The organism is Puia dinghuensis (genome assembly GCF_014642875.1).
Classification (GTDB): Bacteria; Bacteroidota; Bacteroidia; order Chitinophagales; family Chitinophagaceae; genus Puia; species Puia dinghuensis.
Window position 1 is genome coordinate 128,943 of the sequence record NZ_BMJC01000001.1, and the last position, 22,637, is coordinate 151,579.

The following is a 22,637-nucleotide window of genomic DNA, read 5'->3' on the forward strand; positions in this document are numbered from 1 at the left end:
CCGGATTTCCTTACGATCGAATCTGTCTGAAATCCGGAAAGGTTTTAATTCAATTCCTTACCCAGCCCTTTCGTTTCACATTGGTCCGCATGGATGAAAATATACCCCGACCAATGAAACTTTTTCCCGATGGCTTGGACAAGATGTTTTCCTTCCACATCAATAGTCGAGATCATACCTGCACCACCACAGGAATTTGGCTGCTCTGAAAAGTAGGTAGTAAGCTGTCCTTTATAGATGTGGTCGATATATAGAGCAATGTCTTCGCCTGGCAGACTGTTCCAGAAATTGATTTTGCCTTTATTGGGACCATACGGCTGGATAGAGGTGTTTGAAACGGAATGTTCCGGCAGGGTTTGTTCTTGTCTTGGGGACGAAGCACAGACAAAAGTTGGCGCTGTGGCAGACAGGTCGGGGCCATAGACGTAGGCGCGTGTAGTACTGCGGATATAACCGGATTCGTCAAGGTAGGAAATATTGACCTGATACCAGGGTGAATGTGCTGTAGAGATTACTTTGACACCATCTTTGAAGGTGAGGTGAGTTAAGATATCAGCGTTGGAATAAGGTGCAGATAGCACCTTAAGGTCTATCGTGGTGACAAAATACAAATCGCCTGAAGGATCGTATGGGGCTTGTGTTGAAGGACCAGGATTGGATGCGGATACACCGGAAAAATTAGCCGAATGGTTTGTCAAATCAGAAGATGTCGTGGAGTACGAAGTAGTTGACAAGTCAGGATAAGATGTAGTGGAATACGAAGGGGCAGTGACAGGCATTGACAAATAGGAACTATGGAGGTATCCAGACGTCGTTTTGTAATATTGGAGATTGGGATCGTAGTAGCTGAATTGCACATAGTACCACGGGGCCAATGATCGGTTGAGAATATATACTACGTCTCCGTAATTTAATGTAGTAATGATCAGCGACGAAGACCCTGGGCCGAAACGGACATTGAGTTTTTCGGCGGATACCGTTGCTTCGGTAGTGTTCAAATATGCGCCATACGTATTTGTTGGACTATACAAGCCGCTTGCGGGATAAGTTGTGGTTGGGTAATAGGACGATGGTGTATTTGAATAGGAGTTGCGATTGTAATAATGGTAAAGGTAGGTGTCGGTATTGCCGGGGGCTACTTTTCCGGTGTACGGATTGACATTGCCGGGATAGCTGTAGTTGTTATACGGATTGCCGTCGGGTGATGACCGATAATGGGATTGCACATAAGTGCCATCTTTTCGGTAATAGCCATTGACGTGAACCTGCGAGAATCCGGTGATGCCGAGAAGATTACAGAGCAAGAGGATGAGTAGTGGTTTCATACTCGTTGGGTTTGAGGAGATAGTCAAACAAAGATATTTAGAATGTCGGGGATTTGCAAGGAGGACATGCGGGAGCCGCCGCTTGCACAAAGTGTTGATGAACAAGCGAATTGACTTATGGAAGACAATAATGCCCCCATAAGGCGCACTATGGGTAACCCCGTTCAATGCGCGGCATAGTATTGTTGGAGCTTCGCAATGGCTTTGACGATGTGTGCGAATTCATTGAATGCACCTTGTTTGGAGGTAGTGATGATCTCGTTAACGCCGGTGCCGGAATTGATATGGTACTGTGAATAGAGACACTTAGGCAGTCTGCGATTATTGTTAAACCGTCTATCAGGCGTGCCATTCTTATTCAAGAAGCGCCAGGTATAGTCCACGACCTGTGCGTCTGACGCTACGGGTTCGTCCTCAATAAAGATGATGTCTGCGCAATCTATGCGCAGATGTTTATAAAAAATAGCGGCAAACTGTTTGTCTCGTTTTATAATCAGGCGTTCAGGAAAAAAGTAGAGATCGGAATTGCGCAATTTTATATTGGGGACAGGAATATTTGTTCTAAAGAACGGAGCCGGTTTGTGATTCGTCGAAACTCTTTTGATCGATATACGTGTAATGAGTTTTCCCGCGCCTGCGTGATGTTTGTAGTCACTGGTTCGTTCGGCGTGCAGATATTGCCACACTTTTTGTGACGCAAGCAATTCGGTGAAATTCCTGAGAAACTTGTCATATACCTCCTTAATATGATCATCAATTTCATAGTATATTTCAACTAGGAGTCGTTGTTTGTCTTGCTTATAGAATACAATGCCGATATATATGAAAAAGGCTGCCCCGATAATGCTCAAGGAAATTAAATCCCTCTTATTGGTTTCGAATCTAGCATAAGTGTGAATGGGTGTTTTAATGGAATCTATCCGGGAGTATTGTTTAGCGATATATCCTACTGTGTCACCAAATTTGATTTTACTCCACCCTTTGCCCAACGTATCAATAATAGCATAGTATTGCTTGTTATCAGCGCTGCCGATAATATTACCATTTTTGTTCGGGTTCTGGCGCACATTCACTTTATTCAGTGAGTCGACAGCTATGAAATAGGTTGTCTTTTCTTCCGTATAGGAATCCTGGCTGAAATATACAAAGAGACAGATGAGAAAAAGCGTTGCTGGAAAGAGGCAAAACCACCGGAAATAGGAGATCCGATTTGTTTTTGCATTTAGTTCTTCGACAAATGCTTTTGAGTCACTATCCGTTAATTGATCGATGGCTTCCGAAGTTATGGTATGCAGGAGTGGTTCAGTCAGTTCGTCGTAGCCCGGGACGGTTGGGGGTCGATATTTTATTGTTGAGGTTATCCTCTGTCGGTAATATAGCCCGTGGAGGCCAAGAGTGACATATGTTCCGCGCGGCCCTGTAGTAATTCTGGCTCCCTTTGTTCCTATGGAATAACTGACACCAGATTTGGAAAAAGTCAGTCTTCCCGGACCGAATTTTATTGATTTTCGAAAATTGAAACTCATAGCAGCCACATGTTGAGTTTAATCAGACGCATCGGACAATGTAAGCATTTTTTGCCAAGGCTGGTACCGTGAAAAGACCCATTTCGATTAGTTAAGGGTTCTACACGTCGTTATCGGCCATGTAATAATGGATGGCAGGCGTCTTAGGTGTCGGGCTGTGCAGGTCAGGCCGAACGATCTCCCTATTCGCAGCGACCTGCTTATCAAAGTGGCGAAAAAGGTGTGCCAGATGCCGATAATTCTGGTCGAATTTCTCCCGCTCCTCGCTTGCTGATAAATGGCTCACTTCGATACAAACCTCAACTCCCGTTTTCCTATCGGTTACAATAACATCGCGGTTCCTCTTGCTCGGGTTTGCCCGCGGAAAATGTACATGAAAACCCGCCCCGATCAACTGGCCAGCAAGGTCAAGGAACGGCATTGCTTCCGGCGCAGCGTCGTTCGATCCCAGTTTGCCCACCAAGATTTTGTGGTCGGGGTCGTTTGCCACCAGGTATCGGAGCGTCTGAGCAAGCTCCATAAGACGACGGCCCTACCAGGGCGCTGTACCCGTCAACAAGCGGAAAAGAGGATGGCCATCACCGGCGCGCATTAAAAAATCCCGGCCAACTGCTTTCATCATATATTGATGAGCATCGATCCATTGACGCTTGAAATCGGGTGGTAATTCTACCTGGCCCTCAATGTATCGAATATATTTTTGCCGATCATAGAGGTCATTGGGCTCCTGAAAGATCGAGAAATATAAATCCATATACGTGTTTGCAACCACCATCAGTCTTGGCGATCTTATGTGCAAGTTAAGAAATTTTATGGGCCTATTCCCTGGTAAATAAGTCAATTTTGGAGTGGTCAGCTATTAATGGGCGACGATGGGCGTCACCGGGCTGACACCGGTAGCCGTGGTGGTTTATCACATCCTAATTGTAGTTTATCAGTAAAAGATAGAATGCTCATGTGGTTATCCGAACTGGTTTGTGGAAGGTATGAACGGAGTAATGCTATGTGTCAGATCCGTGGGGCAAGGGATCACCGGCATCTATGCCAAATATATTTGACTTTCTTCCTATACATTTGTGGGTCTTCGGGCGTTGCGCCGGTAGAACTGAACCATACAAATGCGTGTCGACTAACTTTCATTACAGAATTTAATTTTTTATGGCAATAAAGATTTTGGCAGCCGCCGACCTTCATCTGGGCAAACGCTCATCGGGGTTGCCGGACGATGCGACGGATATTTCCACGAAGTATACCTGGGACCAGTTGGTTCGATGGGCCATAGATAACGAAGTGGATGTTGTCGCGCTCAGCGGAGATATCGTCGACCAGGAGAATGGTTATTTTGAAGCGGTTGGCCCCTTGCAAGCCGGGCTTAATGCGCTGGGTCAAGCGGGGATCGAGGTTTTCATTGTGGCCGGAAATCATGATTACAAAGTGCTGCCGCCATTGATCAACGTGCAGTTGCCGCATGTTCATTTGCTGGGCCGGGCAGGCGAATGGCAATTGGTGCCATTTACAAAGAATGGCGAGACAGTGCAATTTGTGGGCTGGTCATTCCCTCATCAGTATGTCAAGGTGAGTCCTTTGGGGACAATAGGACGCCTTAACCCCGATCCGAACCATGCGGTTATCGGGCTATTGCATGCGGATCTCGATATTCCTGACAGCATCTATTGCCCGGTGAGTCGGCAGGATTTGGTGGCTACAGGCATCCGAACCTGGGTGCTGGGTCATATCCATAAGCCATGCGCGTTGGACTTGGCTGGAACAACGATTCACTACCCAGGGTCGTTGCAGGCGCAGAGTGCGAAGGAGCCAGGGGCACATGGGTTCCTGCTGATGACTGTATTGGAAAAGGATCGGATCAATATTGAGCCGGTGTTCCTTTCGACGGTGAGGTATGAGCGACTCGATGTGGATATCAGCAGGGCGGATACGCGGGAAACGCTTTGGGAGTTGATCCACTCGGCAGCGATGACCGATGCCCGGAGAAGATTGCCGGAGCTGGACAATGTGAGACACCTTACTTACGATCTTATTTTTACGGGTGAGCATGCGAATGGGATGCAGGTGAAAGGTTGGGCCGAAGCAAGCCAGGGAGACCTTGCAAATCCAGTGAGTCCAGTGACGACCGTCTATATCCGGAAGGTTAGTTCCGCGATCCGGCCGGCAGTGGGAAATCTACGGGAGTTATCGGGTGAGCCTTCCCCGGCTGGTATGCTGGCGTCGTTGATCCTCGCGATCCGCGAGAACCGGTCAACACCCTTGTTATCAGAGCTGGAGGAGAAATGGCGGAAGGCCGAAAGAAATCTTAGTGTTGCTGCTGTCTATCAGCCTTTGACGGAGACCGGAGCAATGGAGCCTGCAGATGCCAGGGAGTACCTGATTAAGGAGCTGAACCGGTCGCTTACAGAGCTTTTATTACAAAAATCGACAATGCAGTAATGATGGAACGAAAGACCTTTCTTCTGCGCGAGTTACATATCCAGAAAATGCCGGGCCTGCCAAGGGGGCTGCCGGCTTACCGGCGGTTTGCATCGACTATTAATATCATCTATGGCAAAAATGGTTCGGGCAAGAGCTCGACGGCTCGGGCAATCCGCGAATTGATCTGGCGACAGCTACATGTCCGTATTCAGGCGGAGGCGACGGTTGAGATTGGCGGGGAAAGATGGGACCTGAAGATCGATAGCGGCCAGGCGTTGGTCCAGCGTGGCGGGGTGGATGCAGTGTTATCGGGCTTGCCGGCGGTGGAAGGCCGGGACCGCTATATGCTGGCTCTGGATGAATTGGTTACCGGAGATGATCGGGACCTCGCGGCGGAAATACAACGGGAGTCGATCGGAGGCTATGACCTGGATGCAGCGAAGGCTGCGCTGGGATACTGGGATGGCATAAGGCCGAAGAATTCGAGGGAATACAAGGATTGGCAGGCAGCACATGCTAAAGTGGAAACACTCCGGCGCGAACAACAGGGGGTGAAGGATCAGGAGGCGAAGTTGACGGAGTTGGGAAAGCTTGCGGAAGAAGGTGAGGTAGCCGTCGGGCAGTTGGGATGGTATAGACGGTTGTTGGCCTGGCGGGAAACAAAAAATAAGTTGGATGAGGCGTTGGAGCGATCGAATAGTTACCCTGCCGTTATGCAGATTCTGACAGGAGAGGAATATGATCAAATCCTGAAGCTGGATGAACAGCTGGGAATCGTGAACGGAGAGTTGGAGACCCGCCGAGAAGAGGTTTTGAAAAGCCAGAAACTCCTAGCGGAGATTGGGGTTCCGGAAGGCGGGATCAGGAACATGGTCTTGCCAGAATTGGATGAGCGGGTAGGCCGTCTCGGTGACGCAGAAAAGGAGTTGAACAGGAAGGATAAGGAACGACAAGGCATCTTAAAAAAGGAGCAGGAGATGTTGAAGCGACTTGGTGATCCGGCAAATCTGGAGGATTGGCCGGGAATATCCACCGGAGACATTCGGGTGCTGAGTGACTTATTGCGGCGGCAGTTGGAAGCACTTAGTGAACAGCAGGCGCTGAACTCGCTCATCGGGCAGCTATCGGGCGCTTTGCTGAAAGAACAGCTCACGTCGATAGAAAACCTCAATCTCGGAATTCATACCCTGAGTCGCTGGCTGGAGGAACCCGAACAAAAACCGCGGCTGCCGTCGTGGTCGATCTGGGTATTGCTGATAATGGGTGCGATCGCTTGCGTTTGCGTGTGGCTGTTGGGACCCATCGGCTTTCTGGGCATCTTTTTCATGGTCGCGGTAGCGATAGTGGCGAAGCGAGGAAAAAACCAGCCGCAAGGCAATCGATTGGCGGATTTTCAGCGGACGGGATTGCAAGTTCCAGTAGCCTGGACTCGAGAAGGGGTGGTTGAGCGTCTGAATGAACTTTTGCTGCAGGTGAAAGAGGCCGAATGGGCTCTTGAGGTCGCCGCGAGACTGAAACTGCATCAGGACGGAAAAACGAAGGTCGAAACCCGGCTGGCGCAGATCGAAAAAGAGTGGGGTGAATTGTTGCAGCGGTTGAAAGCTTTGCCGGAAGCTCCGGACGCGGACTTGGAGAACTACGCCGGACTGTACTGGTTTCTCAAAAGCGTTGAAGAATGGCAGGCATCTCATGATGAAAGATCCGCGGTGGAGGCAGAGATAGCGCAACTGGAGAGTTCCGTGCAGGAAGAATTGGCGCGGATCAACGAGTTAATTACCGGTTATAATTTGGCAGCGGCTAAGGATGGCCCTTCAGCGAAGGGCATGTTAGCAGCCCTTAGGGGAATGGACGAAAGCTGGGGAAAGCTGACAAGCAGTATCGCTGTTGAAACGCAGATGCTCGAAGAGGCAACTCGGATGCAACTGCGACTTCAAAATGATCGTAAGGAACTATACATCAAGCTGGGATTGACTGAAGGGGATAAAGGTGCGGCGCAACAGCTGATCGGTCGGTTGGAGGCCTACAATGGGTCGGTGAAAGAGCGGGACTTTCAGTTGCGGGATGAGCCGGAGAAAAAGGCAGATTTGGAGCGGCATCCGATCCATGCTGCGATGAGGGAAGAGATGGAGCGTCTGGAGCCAGCAGCAATAGAAGTAAAGATCAGGGAGTTGGAAGGTAAGGCCAGAGGGCTGAAGGATACCGAGGCGCAGCTCAATACCATTAAGGGAATGGTGAATAGCCGGAAGAAGGGAAATGAGCTGGAGGAAGCCCTATTAAACCGGGAAGAAACGGTAGAAGGATTGCGGACAATGTACGACGCCAATCTTGCAGCGATCACCGGTTCGCTGATTCTCGATGCCGTCAAGAAGCGGACAGGGGACGAGAACCAGCCTGCCGTCTTCCGGCGGGCGAAGCATTTGTTTAATCGGATCACCAATGGTCGCTATGAGCTGATCGTGGACGAAGATGACAATCCTTCCTTCCGCGCTTATGATACGGTGTTGCGGGCTGGCCAGGCCTTGTCGGAGCTGTCGACGGGCACGCGGATTCAGCTCTTGCTTGCGGTGCGGTTGGCCTTTATAGAAAAGCAGGAGGTAGGGATGAGCCTGCCGGTGATGGCCGACGAACTGTTGGCCAATAGCGACGAGGAGCGGGCGCGGGCAATCATCGAGGCGATGGTGGAGATCGGTCGGGAAGGCCGGCAGGTGTTCTATTTTACGGCACAGAAAGACGAGGTGCAGAAATGGGTGGAATATCTGCAAGATAGGCCGGAGATCACAAGAGAAGTGGTGGAGCTGGACGGCCGGCACAATGAAGTGGTAGCCTATCTCCAAGAGGCTGGGGCAGCCGGCAACTTCGTGTTTACGACGGAGATACCTGATCCGGACGGAATGGGCCATGAAGAATATGGAAACCTGCTGGCGGTGGATAGCTTCGATTTGCAGGCGGAGGAACCAGCGGCGATTCATCTCTGGCATCTGGTCGAGGATACTGGAGTGCTGGCCGGTTTGCTGAGGTTGGCAATCAGCCGTTGGGGGGAATGGGAGTCGATTTTGTCGCATGATGCGCTGCAGCCCGAGTGGACGGAGGAATTGTTGGCAGGGGTCCGGGCACGGGTTGACCTGCTGGCACGATACCAGGAGCTTTATCGACAGGGGCGGCCCTGGCCGATCGACCGGCAGGTGTTGGAGGAATCAGAGACGATCTCCCCTCGCTTCCTGGATGAGGTGACGGAAAAGTTGAAAGAGGTAGGGGGTGACCCGTGGCGGCTGCTGGCAGCCTTGCGGAACAAGGAAATCCCCGGCTTTCGGGTATCCTATGCAGATCAATTGGAAGAATTCCTTCGCGGAGAGGAATATATCGATGATTTGGAGATAATTTCGGATCAGGAAATCCAGCTCCGGCTTAAGGCCTTCTTGACAACTAGTGTATTAAGCGCGGAGGAGGCGGAACGATTTCTTCGGCGGGTGGTGCAGCGGCAGCCAATGGTCAATGGTTGATCTTTTCTACGGGTTTAAAATTGCTGGTCTATGTAAAATGCATATGAATGCAATTCTTAGTTGTCTACTAATACGGGCAAGCCGATGGCTGGCAAAAACCGCGGGTTCGGAATATCCATTTAAAAATGGTTGAGTGCCGGGGGGATTGCTAACTTGATCAAACATGAACGGACAATTTGATTCATCAGGGATGCTCATTGCAGGTTTAGGGTCTTAAGGTTTGACACCGGGCCTGTAGGGTTGTCAATTTCATTTTTTATTGCTTGGAAAAACAACATGTTATTTTCTATTTCACGAAGAAAGAAGAGGTTAAACATGTGTACTAAGTAAAAAATAGCACAAAGAATTAGCAATATATCTCCAAATGAAGTTTGATTGTATGTAAGTAAATTAAGAAAAGTGCACAGCACAATGGAATTCAATCTTTCAGCAAAGATCAACAAATCAAACTCGTCATGGTTGAAGGCTTTCATAAGTTCTTCGAAGATATAATATCTATTGCCTTTCCTATAACCGCTATTTTGATAAAGAAACCATCGCCTGGTTTGTGCGATAGAAATGATGCCCTGTTTGACACCCCTAAAATATGTAGTTTTCCTCACTATGTAGCGATAGAGAATGTTGTTCAAAGTTGCGTTGGCGGAATTGAAGAAAAAGCAGACAATCATAAATGTTACTAGAGGTATCAGAATTTGCCCATGGAAGATAAATGAGAGGATTGTCGCTGTTTCAATTTTTCCCGGATAATTGTAACAAATACCTTGGGAACAAAGCAACTTGGAAGTCAGCAAAAAGCACATCAGCCAATAGGTTAAGTCAAACATAAGTTTGTACCTATTCTTAGTAAAAAAGAGTTTTATCAATTCTTCCATAAAAGATCCTTTTGTTTGCAAAAGATAACAACTAATTGCAATGTGGCTGTCTTCTTGTCGACTAAAAAGACAAGAAAAAAGCGTCGGGTTCTCCGGTAGTGGATTAATAATTTCTTGAAACGAGGAGCCTGATATTCAATAATCTATTTGCGGCGTTCATCAGCTCGGGCGAACAGCTGGGTATTTGATGAAAGAACTTTTTGTGCGGCACAAGGTAACCTACTTCTTAGCTTTCTTTGTCGCGCGACGGGCTCGCTTGGGCTTAGGTACCCTTTTGAATTTTCCCGTGGCCTTGTAGTGAGCAATGGCCTCGCTGATAATTCTCCTGTCTTCCTCTGTTACAACATGTGGTTCGACAACGAAATCCACACCTTTGGGTTCTTTGATATATCCCATTTTACTTGGGTTTAAAATACTGATTGATAAGTTTTGCGGCCGCTTCCCGACCTATTGCCATCCGCTGACCTCCAATGAAGTGGGCACCAAGGGTATCTTTATAGTGCCGCATCAATTTCGTCTTGGAGACAAAAGCAACGAATCCTTCATATCCCTTTTCCACTGATTCCTTACAAGCAAACGCGACCAGGTTACCGGGGACTCCTTCGTATAATTTCGGCTTTCCAAAATTAAAGGGGGCGCTTTCGATCAGGTGCATAAAAACATGGTCGTCATAATCGCTGATGCTCAAAAGGCCCTGAATAATAGTTGGGTTCCCTTCAATGGTCAGTTTGTATACTTTCCTATCAGCCAATTTGGCTTCAGCTTTCCAGTTAAATTTCCAGTCTGCTTTCTTTGTTACGCTTTTGAGATCATCCTTGGTAATGGGTAATATTTCGGTCTGAAAACTATCACCCGAAATGGTATTTACGATACTGTTGGTAAGCCTATCTATTTCAATGCCAATATGATATTTGTGTCCCTTCACCTATAACAAATTTACTAAAAATCTTCCCATTTTTCGAAATAAATCGGTCTTCCAAAGCCGGGAAACATTGCGATTAGCGCTTATGCCGATGCCCCAAGGATTGGTCCTCTCCGAAGTGATTGGGGCCGGCCAGGTCAGTGTGAAGGACAGCGGAAAGGACCTGCGGGACATTGGCGCTGTAGCGGGTATCTTGCTGAGGCCTTGCTTGCTGCCGTTTCTGTTGTGCGGGCCGCTGTTGGCTGTCAATGGCTGCCGTAACGGCGGCAGTCATGTAAGCGGGCCCCAGGGTTTCGCCGGTGACGGCGGTGCGAGTCAAGTGATCGACGAAGACCTGGTCGTGGAGTTCCTGCTGGCGGCCGGACGATCTCAATAGAGTCTCGTTGCAATATCAATTGAAGAAAGTGGTCAACCCTTTTGCGATTGATTAGTTGAGGGTTGTTGAACATTTTGTGCCCCAAAATAACAGAATGATATCCCTGCCGCTAACATTTTTGGCCCTTGATTTGCAGGTTTGGCTACCATGATTTTGAGCGCAGTCGTCTATTTTTAGGTCGTTATGGAAAAACTAGCCGTGTCCCTGCTGCTCCTTTCAATTTATTCGGTGCTTTTAGGCCAGAATGTACAGGTAACTGTAGACCCGCAGTTGAACCGAAAGCCTGTTTCTCCTTTTATTTATGGAAGGAATAACTCTGTATCGGACGATCCTTCCAACCCGACGAGCGCCGCCACCTGGCAGCTGTATAAAGATGCGGGGCTCAACTTCTATCGTGAAAACGGCGGTAATAATCTTTCCACCTACAATTGGCGGCTGCAACTAAGCAGCCATCCCGACTGGTATAATAATGTGTACAAGTCCGACTGGGATTTTGCCGCTGCATCTTTGCAACAAAATATCCCCTCTGCACAGGCCTTATGGGGATTTCAGCTCCTGGGCCAGGCGGCGTCGAACCTTAACCATAACTTCGACGACTGGGCCTATAACCAGTCCCAATATTGGTCGGGCACTCAGCAGAACCTCGCGGGCGGCGGCACCGTTAACCCGGCCGGAGGAAGCCAGGCCCTGGTAAACGGCGATACCAGCCTGTATCTGGAACACTGGAATGAAGATTCCACCACCGGCATCCTGAACCACTGGTTCCGCAGCGGGGGACAAGGGTTGGACTCTACTCATCTCCGCTACTGGAATATGGACAATGAGGTGGAGATATGGTCCGGAACACACGATGACGCCATGCCCGTTCAATTGGATGCGGAATCGTTTATGCAGCGTTTTTTTGCTGTAGCGAAAAAGGCGAGGGCTTTCTACCCTGGTATCAAGCTAAGCGGCCCGGTGAGTCCCAACGAATGGCAATGGTATGCGTGGAAGGGTGGGCCGGTAACGGGTTCCGACGGCGTGAGTTATCCCTGGCTGCAATTCTTTATCAAGCGGCTGGCCGAAGAGCAGCAACGAACGGGGATACGCCTGCTGGACGTAATCGACCTGCACTTTTATCCGGGTAGTTCAAACACCTCCGACATTCTGCAGTACCATCGGGTATTTTTTGACAGCAGTTATGCTTTCCCTGAAGCTAATGGGGTACATTTAGTTAATGGCGGGTGGGATAATTCCATACAAATTGAAGATATATTCGGAAGGTGTCAAAACTGGCTGAACCAGTATATGGGGCCGGGCAACGGGGTGACTTTTGGTATTTCCGAAACGGCGGTCAATCTCAATAACAATCCCAACGCACAGGCGGTGTGGTATGGCTCCACGTTAGGTGAATTTATGAAGCATGGCGTGGAATATTTTTCACCCTGGAACTGGGAAAATGGCATGTGGGAAACACTCCACCTGTACAGCAGGTACAATAAAAAAAATAGCATTAATGCGCTTTCCGATGATGAGCTTGATGTATCCTCCTACGCTACGGCCAGTGATGCTAATGATTCGATTACGGTGGTGCTGGTAAACCGGTCTCTTACTCTCACCAAAACCGTCGCGGTAAACCTTGCGCATTTCAAATTACCCAACCAGCCAGTCCAGGTGCTCACCTTGTCTAACCTTCCGGCGGGTACGGAAACATTTATTTCGCATACCAATAACGCATTGCAGTCGTCAACGATAATGCCGGCCAGCGATTCCACCCTGCAAGTGACCCTGGCGCCGTTATCTATCAGTTCGCTGCAACTGGCGGGCAGCTTACCTGTCTTATCGGTCGGCCTTGTTTCCTTGACGGCGGTGAAAACGGGTAATGACGTTCGGTTGGATTTTACTGTCAGTGACGACACTGGGGTAACATCGTTTGACATTGAAAGGAGCGCTGACGGGGTGGCATTCAACAGCATTGGCACCGTTGCCGCTACGGCGACCGTACCCGGCAATGCCGGTCCGAATAAGAATTATTCGTTTTACGATAACCGGCCATTGCGTTCGGTAGACTATTATCGGCTGAAGATCGTTGACCGCAATGGCGGCTACACCTACAGCAAAACCGTAGCGGTAACTTTTGATGATGTTACTGCCATTACCGTTTTCCCCAATCCTGCAAACGATGTGGTATACGTTCAGTTGCCTGCGCAGCAGGGGCCGATCGTACTGGAATTGCATGAGAGTGCGGGAAAGCTGGTCAGGGCAATCCAATTGCAATCGACAGGCGGCGTCATCTCTACGTCACTTGATATCAGCGGCCTTGCCAGGGGCGTATATTATTTGAGTGCCGGGGGAAAAAACGTTCCTCTCGTAAAACAGTAAAACAAGCAGGACTCCAGCAATTGGCGAATCAATTAACAGATAAGGTAATAAGTGTATATTTAGGGCGTAATTCTGCTTATATTAGAAATGACTGTTCCATTTTTTGCAGCTTGGGGGCGCCGCGATATATATTTAGTTACCAGATGGCTAGCGCTTTGCTGGTTGATGTCGGCTAGTATCGAGGGATATTGCCAGGTGAAGGACTATCCTTTTTCGAGACTGAATGACCAGGATGGACTGTCGGATAACCACATAAATGTGATATTCAAAGACCGTCAGGGATTCGTATGGGTAGGGACGAATTCGGGTCTCAACAGATACGATGGGTATAATTTTAAGGTCTTCCGGCACGATGACAGGGATTCGACCTCTCTCTCGGACGAGCTGGTGGAAGGCATATTCCAGGGACCGGAAGACAAGTTGTATGTCACTACAGCGGGCGGTATCAGCATCTATGACCCTTCCACCGGCGCCTTCCTGCCGCACATTGCCGCTTATCTACAGGCGCGTAATATCTTGTCGTATGGATTGATAGGAATCGTCCATTGCGAGGACGATCGTTACTATTTTGTTTATCGCGATTCGGGCCTTTACCGTTATGATCCCGGGCAGGGAGCGGTTCGGGTGCGATCGGCGGTCCCGGGGGCAGGCGGGATAAACAGCCCTGTTGCCGATGTGGCTGTCGACCGGGCGGGCGGCATCTGGCTGTCAGAATACAATGGGATATTGCAACGGTTCGACCCCGGTAGCCAGACCATATCCATGGTTACGGATATCCTGCAGCGTTCGGCGCAGCGGGCACCCTCCGGATATAAAATGTTTCTTGACCGCGAGGACAGGCTTTGGCTATATGCGCAGGGGAATCTTTCCGGGCTATGGGTGTACGATCAGCATACGGGCGGGCTCCGGCATTTGAGCAGGGATTCGGGTGTAATAAGGCTAAGCAGCAATAACATCAGCGACGTTATCGAGGATGGTAAGGGGCAGATATGGGTCGCAACCGATCAGGGCGGCCTGGATATTCTTGATATGGCACAGGGGGTGGTGCGGAACCTGCGACACTCGGACGAAGACAGAAGCCTTTCGGAGAACACGGTGACGACACTGTATATCGACGACATAGGCGCGGTTTGGATAGGAACACTAAAGAACGGGGTCTGCTATTACCAGCAGCACATGCTGCGTTTTCCGCTATACAGGCGGCAGCCGGGCCAGCCGGAAAGCCTGCCCTATGACGATGTCAACTGTTTTGCGGAGGATGCCAGGGGAAACCTCTGGATAGGCACGGACGGCGGCGGGCTCATCTATTTCGACCGGGCCGGAAACAAGTTTAAGCAATACCGCCACGAGCAGAGCGATCTCAATAGTCTCGGAAGCGATGTGTTGGTCTCGTTGCTGTTGGATCACCGGGGAATTTTATGGATAGGCACCTACCAGGGAGGGCTCGACCGTTATGACGGCCGGACGTTTACCCATTACCGGCACAGCGATACGGACCCTGCCAGCCTGGCGGATAACCGGGTATATTCGCTGCGGGAAGATGGAGCAGATCATCTTTGGGTGGGTACCATGGCCGGAGGGTTGGACCGCTTCGATGAGGCGACGGGCAAATTCTATCACAATACGCCGGATATGCCGCGTTCCATCCATTCCGACTATGTCCCGGCCCTCGCTGAGGATTCCGCCTCCAACCTGTGGATAGCAACGGCATACGGGCTCGATGAGTTGCAACGGAATACGGGCCAATATGTCCACTACATCGCGGGGAATAGCAGGCTCAGCGATAATACCGTATTCAGTTTGACATGCGACCACCTCGGAAATATTTGGGTAGGGACGCGTCAGGGGCTAAGCGTGATACAGCCGGGGAAGGATACATTCCAGTCGTACACCATAAAGGATGGGCTGCCATCCAACACGATCCTGAGCGTGCTGGAAGATAAAGCCCACTTCTTGTGGGTCAGCACTTCCGCCGGCATCTCCCGGATCTCCATTTCCCGGGAAGGGGCGGCCTTGAAGATCAGGTGCCTGAATTTCGATGAATATGATGGTCTGCAAGGCCGGGAGTTCAACGCGAATACCGCGTTTCGGACGAGAGAGGGAGAGCTTATTTTCGGCGGACCCAAGGGCTTCAACCTCTTCCGGCCTGAATCGATACAGCTCAACGAACACATTCCGCCGGTAGTCTTGACCGGTTTGCAATTATATAATAAGGAGACCCCTCTGCCGGCTTCCGTCCCCATGGACGGCAAACTGGTGTTGTCCTACGATGAGAACAATTTTATCCTTGAATTCGCAGCGCTCAGCTATATCAACGCCCGGAAGAATCGTTATGCCTACCAGTTGGTTGGCTTCGACAAGGACTGGATGATGACGGATGGCCACAATCGGCGCGCCGCCTACACGAATATCGATCCGGGAGAGTACGTCTTCCGGGTGAGGGCGTCCAACAGTGACGGAGTATGGAACGAGCAGGGCATCTCGATCAGGGTCATCATAAAGCCGCCGTTTTGGAAGACAACCATTGCCTACATCCTCTATGTTCTGCTTGCGCTGGCTATCCTCTACGCAAGTCGCATGCGTATCATCCGGCGGGCCCGTGCGCGGTTTGCGCTGGCCGAAGAGCGCCGGGAGGCTATTCGGGTGCGGGAGTTAGACCGGATGAAGATCAAATTTTTCACTAATCTCAGTCATGAGTTCCGCACACCCCTGTCGTTGATCCTTTCGCCCGTGGACAAGTTGATCCGCAGCAGCGGGGAGCCGGGCCATCGGCAACTGGCAATGACGATCGAGCGCAATGCCCGGCGGTTGCTGCACCTGGTGAACCAGCTGCTCGACTTGCGCAAAATGGAGGTCAATGAGCTGAAATTGAATATGAGCAGGGGAGATATCGCCTCCTTTATAAAAGCTACTACGCAATCCTTTGCAGACCTCGCTGAAGAGCGGGGTATTGGCTTTACCTATCAGGGGGACACCGAATATCTGCCTGCTTTGTTCGACAAGGACAAAGTAGAGCGTATCCTGTTCAACCTCCTCTCCAATGCTTTCAAGTTCACGTCGCCCGGCGGGTCGATCGGCGTAGAGTTTACCGTGTTGGAAAAGGACGAACAAGGGGCCTTGCTGCAGCTTAAAGTGAAAGACACCGGTATCGGGATCCCGGCCGACCAGCAGGAAAAGATATTTGAATCCTTTTTCCAGGGAGAGCTACCAGGCCATGTGCGGAGCCAGGGAACGGGAATCGGATTGGCCATCACCAGGGAGTTCGTGGAAATGCATGGGGGTACGATCAAGGTAGAGAGTGCACCGGACATGGGAAGCTGCTTTACGATACTGTTACCGGTGACGGTTTTGCCGGGAGGATCACCGGAGCCGGCGGTACCTATTGTTGCGGACGACGCTGACGGAGCTAATATCTCTGCGCCATCTCAACCCAGGGAAGACGGGACGAAACAGTTCAAGGTGCTACTCGTCGAAGACGACGAGGATTTCCGGTTCTATCTCAAGGACAATCTTGCGCCCCTGTTCACCGTGCTGGAGGCGGCCAATGGACGGGAGGGATGGCAAAAGGCACTTTCTGCCCAACCGGAACTGGTGGTCAGCGACGTGAACATGCCGCTGATGGATGGACTGGAGCTTTGTAAAAAGATAAAAAGCGATGAGCGGACTCGCCATATTCCAGTGATCCTGCTGACGGCTTTGTCCGATGAGCAGGATCAACTACGGGCGCTGGGCATAGGGGCGAATGACTACATCTCGAAGCCCTTCAACGTGGAGATCCTGGTCTCCCGCATCCGGAATCTGTTGGAATTTAAAGATTCGGTAGAAGAGACGTTGAAAAGAAGGGTAGTGGCCGAGCCGGGCGAGATCGAGGCGGAGCCGGAGAAGACCGAAGAAGATTTCATCCGCGAGGCCGTGGATGTGTTGGAGAAAAACATCGCCAATGCCGATTTTTCCGTGGACGAGTGGTCGCGGGAAATGGGGCTCAGCCGCACCACGCTATATAAAAGGATACTGGCAGCGACCGGAAAGACGCCGATAGGGTTTATCCGCCATTTCCGGATGAAGCGGGCGGCCCAGCTGCTGGAAAAGACCCAGCATAATATAGCGGAGGTGGCCTATATGGTCGGCTTCAACAATCCCAAATACTTTGCCCGGTACTTCAAGGAAGTCTATGGGGTATTACCCAGCGTTTATCAGTCCGAAAAGCGCAAAAAGAAATGATCCGGCAACCCTGACGGGGTCGTTTAACAATTTTTACCCCAAAAATACCGGAATCATACCGTCGGGGATAACAATCCAACCACTTGATTTGCAAGTTTGACTACCCTCCATCAGGGCATGGCGATCTATTTTTACAGGAATTACAACCGATTGCTATGTTCCTCCCAAAGCTGCTGATCAAAGAAGGCTCCATCCTTCCCCTGGCGCCCGACCTTCAATACTGCTTTTCTACCCTCACCTTTCATTATGGCCAGTCTATTCATTTAACCAAAAATTGCTTGTTTATGCTAGAAAAGAAAATCAAACGGAAGTGGGCAAAACCAATCCTCATGCTTCTGATGCTGGTGCTTCTAAGCGCTCACAATTTTGCGCAGACCAACGAACGAAAAATAACAGGCAGGGTAACCGATGCCAGTACAGGGCAGCCGGTTGCAAATGCTTCGATCGTCGTAAAGGGCAGGCAAAATGCCGTTACTTCCGATAGCAACGGCGTATTTACTGTTACGGCTAAAACGGGTGAAACCCTTGAGATCAGTTCCGTAGGCCACGTTTCACAAACGCTTAAAGTAGAGGCGGGAACAAACCAACTGGTTTTCCGGTTGGATCAAAGCTTTGCAAAGCTGGATGATGTCGTAGTAATCGGTTATGGGGTACAAAAGTCGAAGGCAGTCACGGGAGCCACCGCCCACGTCAAAGGCGAAGACCTTGCTAAACTCAACACCACCAATGCCTTGCAAGCATTGGAGGGGCAGGCGGCCGGGGTTAATATTACATCGACTTCAGGACAGCCCGGCGGCGGTTTTAAAGTAAATATCCGCGGGGTCGGCACCATCGGAAACGCCAATCCGCTGTATGTGGTAGATGGGGTAATATCCAGCGATATCACCTATTTGAACCCTTCCGACATCGCTTCGGTCGATATCTTAAAAGATGCCGCATCAAGCGCCATCTACGGGATCAATGGAGCCAACGGTGTCGTGTTGATCACCACCAAAAGCGGGAAAATGGGTGCCAAGAACAATGGGCAAATTTCATTTGACGCCTACTACGGTTACCAAAACGCTCCTCCGAAAACAAATCTCCTGAAAGCGGAACAATACGCCACTATGCAAAATGAGGCCGCACTCAATTCAGGGCTCGCCCCTCTTTTTACTCAATCGCAAATCAATGCGCTGGGCAAAGGAACGAACTGGCTGGACGAGATGTTTGCCAAAAATGTACCGGTTCAAAATTATAACTTATCTGCCAATGGTGGGACGGATGTTTCGTCCTATTCATTGGGGCTGTCCTATACCCAGCAGGGTGGTATCGTCGGCGGGCAAAAACTTTCCAATTACGAGCGCTACAACTTCCGCACCAACTCCGAGCGCAAGCTGTATGACGGAGCTTTGAAAATAGGCGAGCATTTGACTTTCTCCTTTATTGATCAATACGGTATTCAGGATGGTGGAATATATGGCAACACCCTGCGCAGCGCCTTTCAAACCAGTCCGCTGCTGGCCATGTACGACTCAGCCGGAAACTTTCTGAGCAGCCTTAATTCTAAAGTATATAACGGTGGCCCATGGAACGTAAACGAAGCGAATCCTTACGCATTGATGGTCTACAACAATCAAAATGATACAAAGACGCAAAAGTTGTTCGGGGATGTGTATGCGGAATTACAGCCGGTGAAAAATTTAAGATTCAGGACTTCTTTCGGTTTGAATTATTCTTCCTCAGCGAATCATAGCTATCTTCCGGTTTATGCGAACCTGTCGGTATTCGCTTTTAATAAGTACGAGAGCATTACTCAGGGAAGTTCCCAGGGATATACCGTGAATTGGGATAATACGGTCAACTACCTCCTTAAAATAAAAGACCACAAATTTGACTTTTTGGCAGGCAGTGCCGTTCGTAAGTATAAGGGATCGTTTGTGGGTGGAACTAATACAGGGGCCACATTATTCGGCACTTTTGACCGCGGTTATCTCAGTACGTCAAATGTTACAACTATATCGATGAGTGCCGATACGACTGCTGCCAACAGGCAAACGGTAACGCACGGCATGTCACTTTATGGAAACGCAAATGCCGTGTATGCGCAGGCCTCTTTTTTCGGCCGGATCAATTATTCGTATAAGGAAAAATACCTGGCTTCCGCCATTTTCCGGGCAGATGGTTCAACTATGTTCGCCCAGGATCATCAATGGGGATACTTTCCATCGCTGTCCGTAGGTTGGGTGGCCAGCAGCGAATCTTTCATGGAATCGACGAAGGACTGGTTGAACTTCCTGAAGCTAAGAGCAAGTTGGGGGTCAAATGGTAACGACGGCATCACTGCTTTTAATTACCTGTCCCTGATCAGCCTGGCAAATGCTCAATATAATTTTGGGAACTCCAATACGGCCTTAACCAATGGTGCTTATCCTTCCACCATCGGTGTTGGAAAGACCAAATGGGAAACATCCCGTCAAACCAATATCGGTATTGACGCCCAAATGCTCGACAATAAGATAACTGCAAGCATCGATCTTTACGATAAAATAACGAAGGACTGGTTGGTGGCAGCGCCCTTGCTCGCGACAGCAGGGGTATCGACAAACCCATACATCAATGGGGGAAATGTTACCAATAAAGGAATAGAGCTCCAATTATCATACAACGACAGGATTGGAAGGGATTTCTCCTATTCCGTCTCGGGTTCCTACGCCTATAACAAAAATGTAGTGAATAATATTCCTACGGCGGATGGGATCATTCATGGCGGCTCGAACAGCCTGTTTGTAAATGCCCCCGAATTTTTCCGTGCATCCTCCGGAAACCCCATCGGGTATTTCTGGGGATATAAAACTGCCGGCATCTTCCAAACAGAGGCGGATGTGCAGGCATGGAGGGGTAAAAACGGCCCCCTTCAACCCAACGCCCATCCGGGTGATATAAAATATGTGGATTTGAATGGTGATGGCACCATTACTGCCGCCGATAAGACAAATATCGGCGATCCAAACCCACACCATGTTTTTGGAATAAGGTTTTCCGGCAATTATAAAAATTTTGACCTGTCCATAACCACAAACGGCGTTGCGGGAAATAAGATCGTTCAATCCTACAGAGATTTAGGCGCCTTTGGTAACTGGACCACAGCTATTTTGAGCCGTTGGCATGGAGAAGGGACTTCCAATTCAATGCCCCGGGTGACGCAAAACAATGTTAACTGGGCTGAGTTCTCCGATCTCTATATTCACGATGGCAGCTATTTGAGGGTCTCGAACATTACACTGGGATATGACTTTGCAAAATTGGTGCGATGGAAAAATTTGACGCAATTCCGCGTGTATCTGGCAGCTGAAAACCTGGTGACTTTTACAAAATACAATGGGATGGACCCCGAAATAGGCTATTCCTCGAGCGATGCCAGCGGAGCTTATTCCTTTGGACAAGGTGTTGATTTGGGATATTATCCCCGTCCAAGAAAGACGATGGTTGGGGTTAATATTATTTTCTAATCGCAAAAAAAACTACATGAAACGCTATAAAAGTATAACGATTGGGGTTATGGCATTGGCAATGCTGGCGCTGAATTCCTGTAAGAAATACCTGACCACCGAACTCACCTCCGCCTCGCAGACCGATGTCTCCTATTATAAAACACCTGCCGATGCTTTCACCTCCCTGGTAGGATGCTATAACGGACTGGATGTAATTTATGACGGTGAGCAACTCCCTGCAATGATGGAGGTTTTTTCCGACGATGGCTTTGGCGGCACCGGCGCTTCGGACGGATATGGATGGGAAATGCTGGATGAGTTCAATAAAACCGTTTCACCCTCGGACGTCGCTATTCATAGTGCCGGATGGAAAGGTTATTATCAGGCCATCTATCGCTGTAATGCGTTACTTCAGCATATGAATCAGATCAACTGGGGCGACAGCAGTTTATTGAGAAAGCAATACACGGCGGAAGCTAAATTTATCCGTGCTTACTGTTATTTCGATCTGGCCCGGCTATTCGAGAAGGTTCCATTGCTGACGACGCCCTCGCTGGCAAACGTGCCCCAGTCCGACCCTGCGCTGACGTATGCACAGATCATGAGCGATCTGCGCTATGCCGCGGACAGCCTTCCTTCCGCCCCTTATACGAGCGTGCCCAACGGGAGGGTGACCAAGTGGGCGGCGGAATCTATGCTGGCACGCGTTTACTTGTTTTATTCGGGTTACTACGGACAAGCTACCATCGGTAATGAAACGGCCGCTACCGCATTGGCCGCTGTCGAGGATGTGATCGCTCACAGTGGGCATGGACTGGTCACTAATTTTACTACCCTTTGGCCTGCCGCATCCCTGGCCAAAAAAGTTACCTATGCGGGCGAAGACAACAAAGAGGTGGTTTTTTCGATCAAATATTCATCTACGGGTGACTATAATGGAAATACCACAGGCAACGACTGGCTGGTAATGATGGGCGAGCGCGATCAGAGCATGTACCCCTATGGGTATGGCTGGGGAGCATGTCCGGTGGACCCGAACCTGGTCGCACAGTTTGACCAGACCAATGATAGCAGGTATTTTGCTTCCTTTATATCGATAGCCGGGGAACATTTGCCTTACACCAAGGCGTCGGACAGTCGCGAGTACACAGGCTATTTTATGAAGAAATACAGCCCGATCTGTGACTCCCTGAACAACCCCTTACCCGCCAACAACTATTTGGTCGCGCAGGACCAGGATTATTTCGTCATCCGGTATGCGGATGTTTTATTGATGGCAGCTGAATTGGGAAGCCCCAATGCCGTAAGCTATTTCAACCAGGTGCACCAGCGGGCAATTCCTTCCGCCGCCGCTGTTACTTCCGTTTCCAAGGCGCAAATCCTGGCTGAACGCAGGCTGGAATTTGCAGGGGAAGGTATCCGGTATTGGGATGTATTACGCCAGGGTCTTGCCACAGCTGCATCTACCATCGCGGCTAATACTACGGTGTCCCTGATCAACGATGGCACGGGCGCCCCACCGTCCGCAGCGACCTTGCAGGCTAATATTACTGCTACCCGTGGTTTCCAGCAAATACCTGTCGATCAAATTACATTGTCGTCAGGGGTATTGAAGCAAAATGCCGGGTGGTAATAAT

General features: G+C 49.8%; 12 protein-coding genes. 7 read left to right on the forward strand and 5 right to left on the reverse strand.

Features of this window, described 5'->3' with window-relative positions; translation table 11 throughout:
* Positions 1–44: 44 nt before the first annotated feature.
* The 4 genes from IEY39_RS00450 to IEY39_RS00465 all read right to left on the reverse strand — a co-directional run bounded on the left by IEY39_RS00450 (position 45) and on the right by IEY39_RS00465 (position 3,605).
* Positions 45–1,325: an SH3 domain-containing protein gene (locus IEY39_RS00450; RefSeq protein ID WP_188927432.1), complete on the reverse strand. Its 1,281-nt coding sequence runs from the start codon at positions 1,323–1,325 to the stop codon at positions 45–47.
* 164 nt (positions 1,326–1,489) lie between these two features.
* Positions 1,490–2,851 carry a DUF4236 domain-containing protein gene (locus IEY39_RS00455; protein WP_229688818.1) on the reverse strand — a complete coding sequence of 454 codons (1,362 nt, stop codon included), beginning with the start codon at positions 2,849–2,851 and terminating at the stop codon, positions 1,490–1,492.
* A gap of 100 nt (positions 2,852–2,951) precedes the next feature.
* Complete coding sequence (locus tag IEY39_RS00460) at positions 2,952–3,371, reverse strand: hypothetical protein (protein WP_188927435.1); 420 nt, start codon at positions 3,369–3,371, stop codon at positions 2,952–2,954.
* 12 nt (positions 3,372–3,383) lie between these two features.
* Positions 3,384–3,605 (reverse strand): hypothetical protein, encoded by a 222-nt coding sequence (locus tag IEY39_RS00465; RefSeq protein WP_188927437.1) that lies wholly within the window; start codon positions 3,603–3,605, stop codon positions 3,384–3,386.
* A 404-nt stretch (positions 3,606–4,009) separates the two neighbouring features.
* Here IEY39_RS00465 and IEY39_RS00470 point away from each other — a divergent pair, with 404 nt between their 5' ends.
* Both IEY39_RS00470 and IEY39_RS00475 read left to right on the forward strand, forming a co-directional pair.
* Positions 4,010–5,296 carry a metallophosphoesterase family protein gene (locus tag IEY39_RS00470; protein WP_188927438.1) on the forward strand — a complete coding sequence of 429 codons (1,287 nt, stop codon included), beginning with the start codon at positions 4,010–4,012 and terminating at the stop codon, positions 5,294–5,296.
* Entirely contained in the window at positions 5,296–8,778 is a 3,483-nt protein-coding gene (locus IEY39_RS00475; protein ID WP_188927440.1) for an ATP-binding protein, read from the forward strand. The genes IEY39_RS00470 and IEY39_RS00475 overlap by 1 nt, the downstream gene beginning before the upstream one ends.
* Before the next feature lie 1,269 nt (positions 8,779–10,047).
* Here the strand turns inward: IEY39_RS00475 and IEY39_RS00480 are convergent.
* On the reverse strand, positions 10,048–10,575 hold the full coding sequence (locus IEY39_RS00480) for a hypothetical protein (RefSeq protein WP_188927442.1): 528 nt from the start codon (positions 10,573–10,575) through the stop codon (positions 10,048–10,050).
* An 82-nt stretch (positions 10,576–10,657) separates the two neighbouring features.
* Here IEY39_RS00480 and IEY39_RS00485 point away from each other — a divergent pair, with 82 nt between their 5' ends.
* The 5 genes from IEY39_RS00485 to IEY39_RS00505 all read left to right on the forward strand — a co-directional run bounded on the left by IEY39_RS00485 (position 10,658) and on the right by IEY39_RS00505 (position 22,633).
* On the forward strand, positions 10,658–10,948 hold the full coding sequence (locus tag IEY39_RS00485; protein ID WP_188927444.1) for a hypothetical protein: 291 nt from the start codon (positions 10,658–10,660) through the stop codon (positions 10,946–10,948).
* A gap of 183 nt (positions 10,949–11,131) precedes the next feature.
* Positions 11,132–13,309 carry a glycoside hydrolase family 44 protein gene (locus IEY39_RS00490; RefSeq protein ID WP_188927446.1) on the forward strand — a complete coding sequence of 726 codons (2,178 nt, stop codon included), beginning with the start codon at positions 11,132–11,134 and terminating at the stop codon, positions 13,307–13,309.
* Between the two features lie 165 nt (positions 13,310–13,474).
* On the forward strand, positions 13,475–17,530 hold the full coding sequence (locus tag IEY39_RS00495) for a hybrid sensor histidine kinase/response regulator transcription factor (RefSeq protein ID WP_188927448.1): 4,056 nt from the start codon (positions 13,475–13,477) through the stop codon (positions 17,528–17,530).
* Between the two features lie 155 nt (positions 17,531–17,685).
* The gene (locus IEY39_RS00500; protein WP_229688703.1) at positions 17,686–21,018 is read left to right on the forward strand and encodes a SusC/RagA family TonB-linked outer membrane protein; all 3,333 of its coding nucleotides are present in this window, start codon (positions 17,686–17,688) and stop codon (positions 21,016–21,018) included.
* A gap of 16 nt (positions 21,019–21,034) precedes the next feature.
* Entirely contained in the window at positions 21,035–22,633 is a 1,599-nt protein-coding gene (locus IEY39_RS00505) for a RagB/SusD family nutrient uptake outer membrane protein (protein WP_188927452.1), read from the forward strand.
* The last annotated feature ends 4 nt before the right edge of the window (positions 22,634–22,637 follow it).

Excerpts from the sequence above, each read along its gene's own strand:
- IEY39_RS00450 (WP_188927432.1), bottom strand. The coding sequence starts at position 1,325 with ATGAAACCACTACTCATCCTCTTGCTCTGTAATCTTCTCGGCATCACC.
- IEY39_RS00455 (WP_229688818.1), bottom strand. The coding sequence starts at position 2,851 with ATGAGTTTCAATTTTCGAAAATCAATAAAATTCGGTCCGGGAAGACTG.
- IEY39_RS00460 (WP_188927435.1), bottom strand. The coding sequence starts at position 3,371 with ATGGAGCTTGCTCAGACGCTCCGATACCTGGTGGCAAACGACCCCGAC.
- IEY39_RS00465 (WP_188927437.1), bottom strand. The coding sequence starts at position 3,605 with ATGGATTTATATTTCTCGATCTTTCAGGAGCCCAATGACCTCTATGAT.
- IEY39_RS00470 (WP_188927438.1), top strand. The coding sequence starts at position 4,010 with ATGGCAATAAAGATTTTGGCAGCCGCCGACCTTCATCTGGGCAAACGC.
- IEY39_RS00475 (WP_188927440.1), top strand. The coding sequence starts at position 5,296 with ATGATGGAACGAAAGACCTTTCTTCTGCGCGAGTTACATATCCAGAAA.
- IEY39_RS00485 (WP_188927444.1), top strand. The coding sequence starts at position 10,658 with ATGCCGATGCCCCAAGGATTGGTCCTCTCCGAAGTGATTGGGGCCGGC.
- IEY39_RS00490 (WP_188927446.1), top strand. The coding sequence starts at position 11,132 with ATGGAAAAACTAGCCGTGTCCCTGCTGCTCCTTTCAATTTATTCGGTG.
- IEY39_RS00495 (WP_188927448.1), top strand. The coding sequence starts at position 13,475 with ATGTCGGCTAGTATCGAGGGATATTGCCAGGTGAAGGACTATCCTTTT.
- IEY39_RS00500 (WP_229688703.1), top strand. The coding sequence starts at position 17,686 with ATGTTCCTCCCAAAGCTGCTGATCAAAGAAGGCTCCATCCTTCCCCTG.
- IEY39_RS00505 (WP_188927452.1), top strand. The coding sequence starts at position 21,035 with ATGAAACGCTATAAAAGTATAACGATTGGGGTTATGGCATTGGCAATG.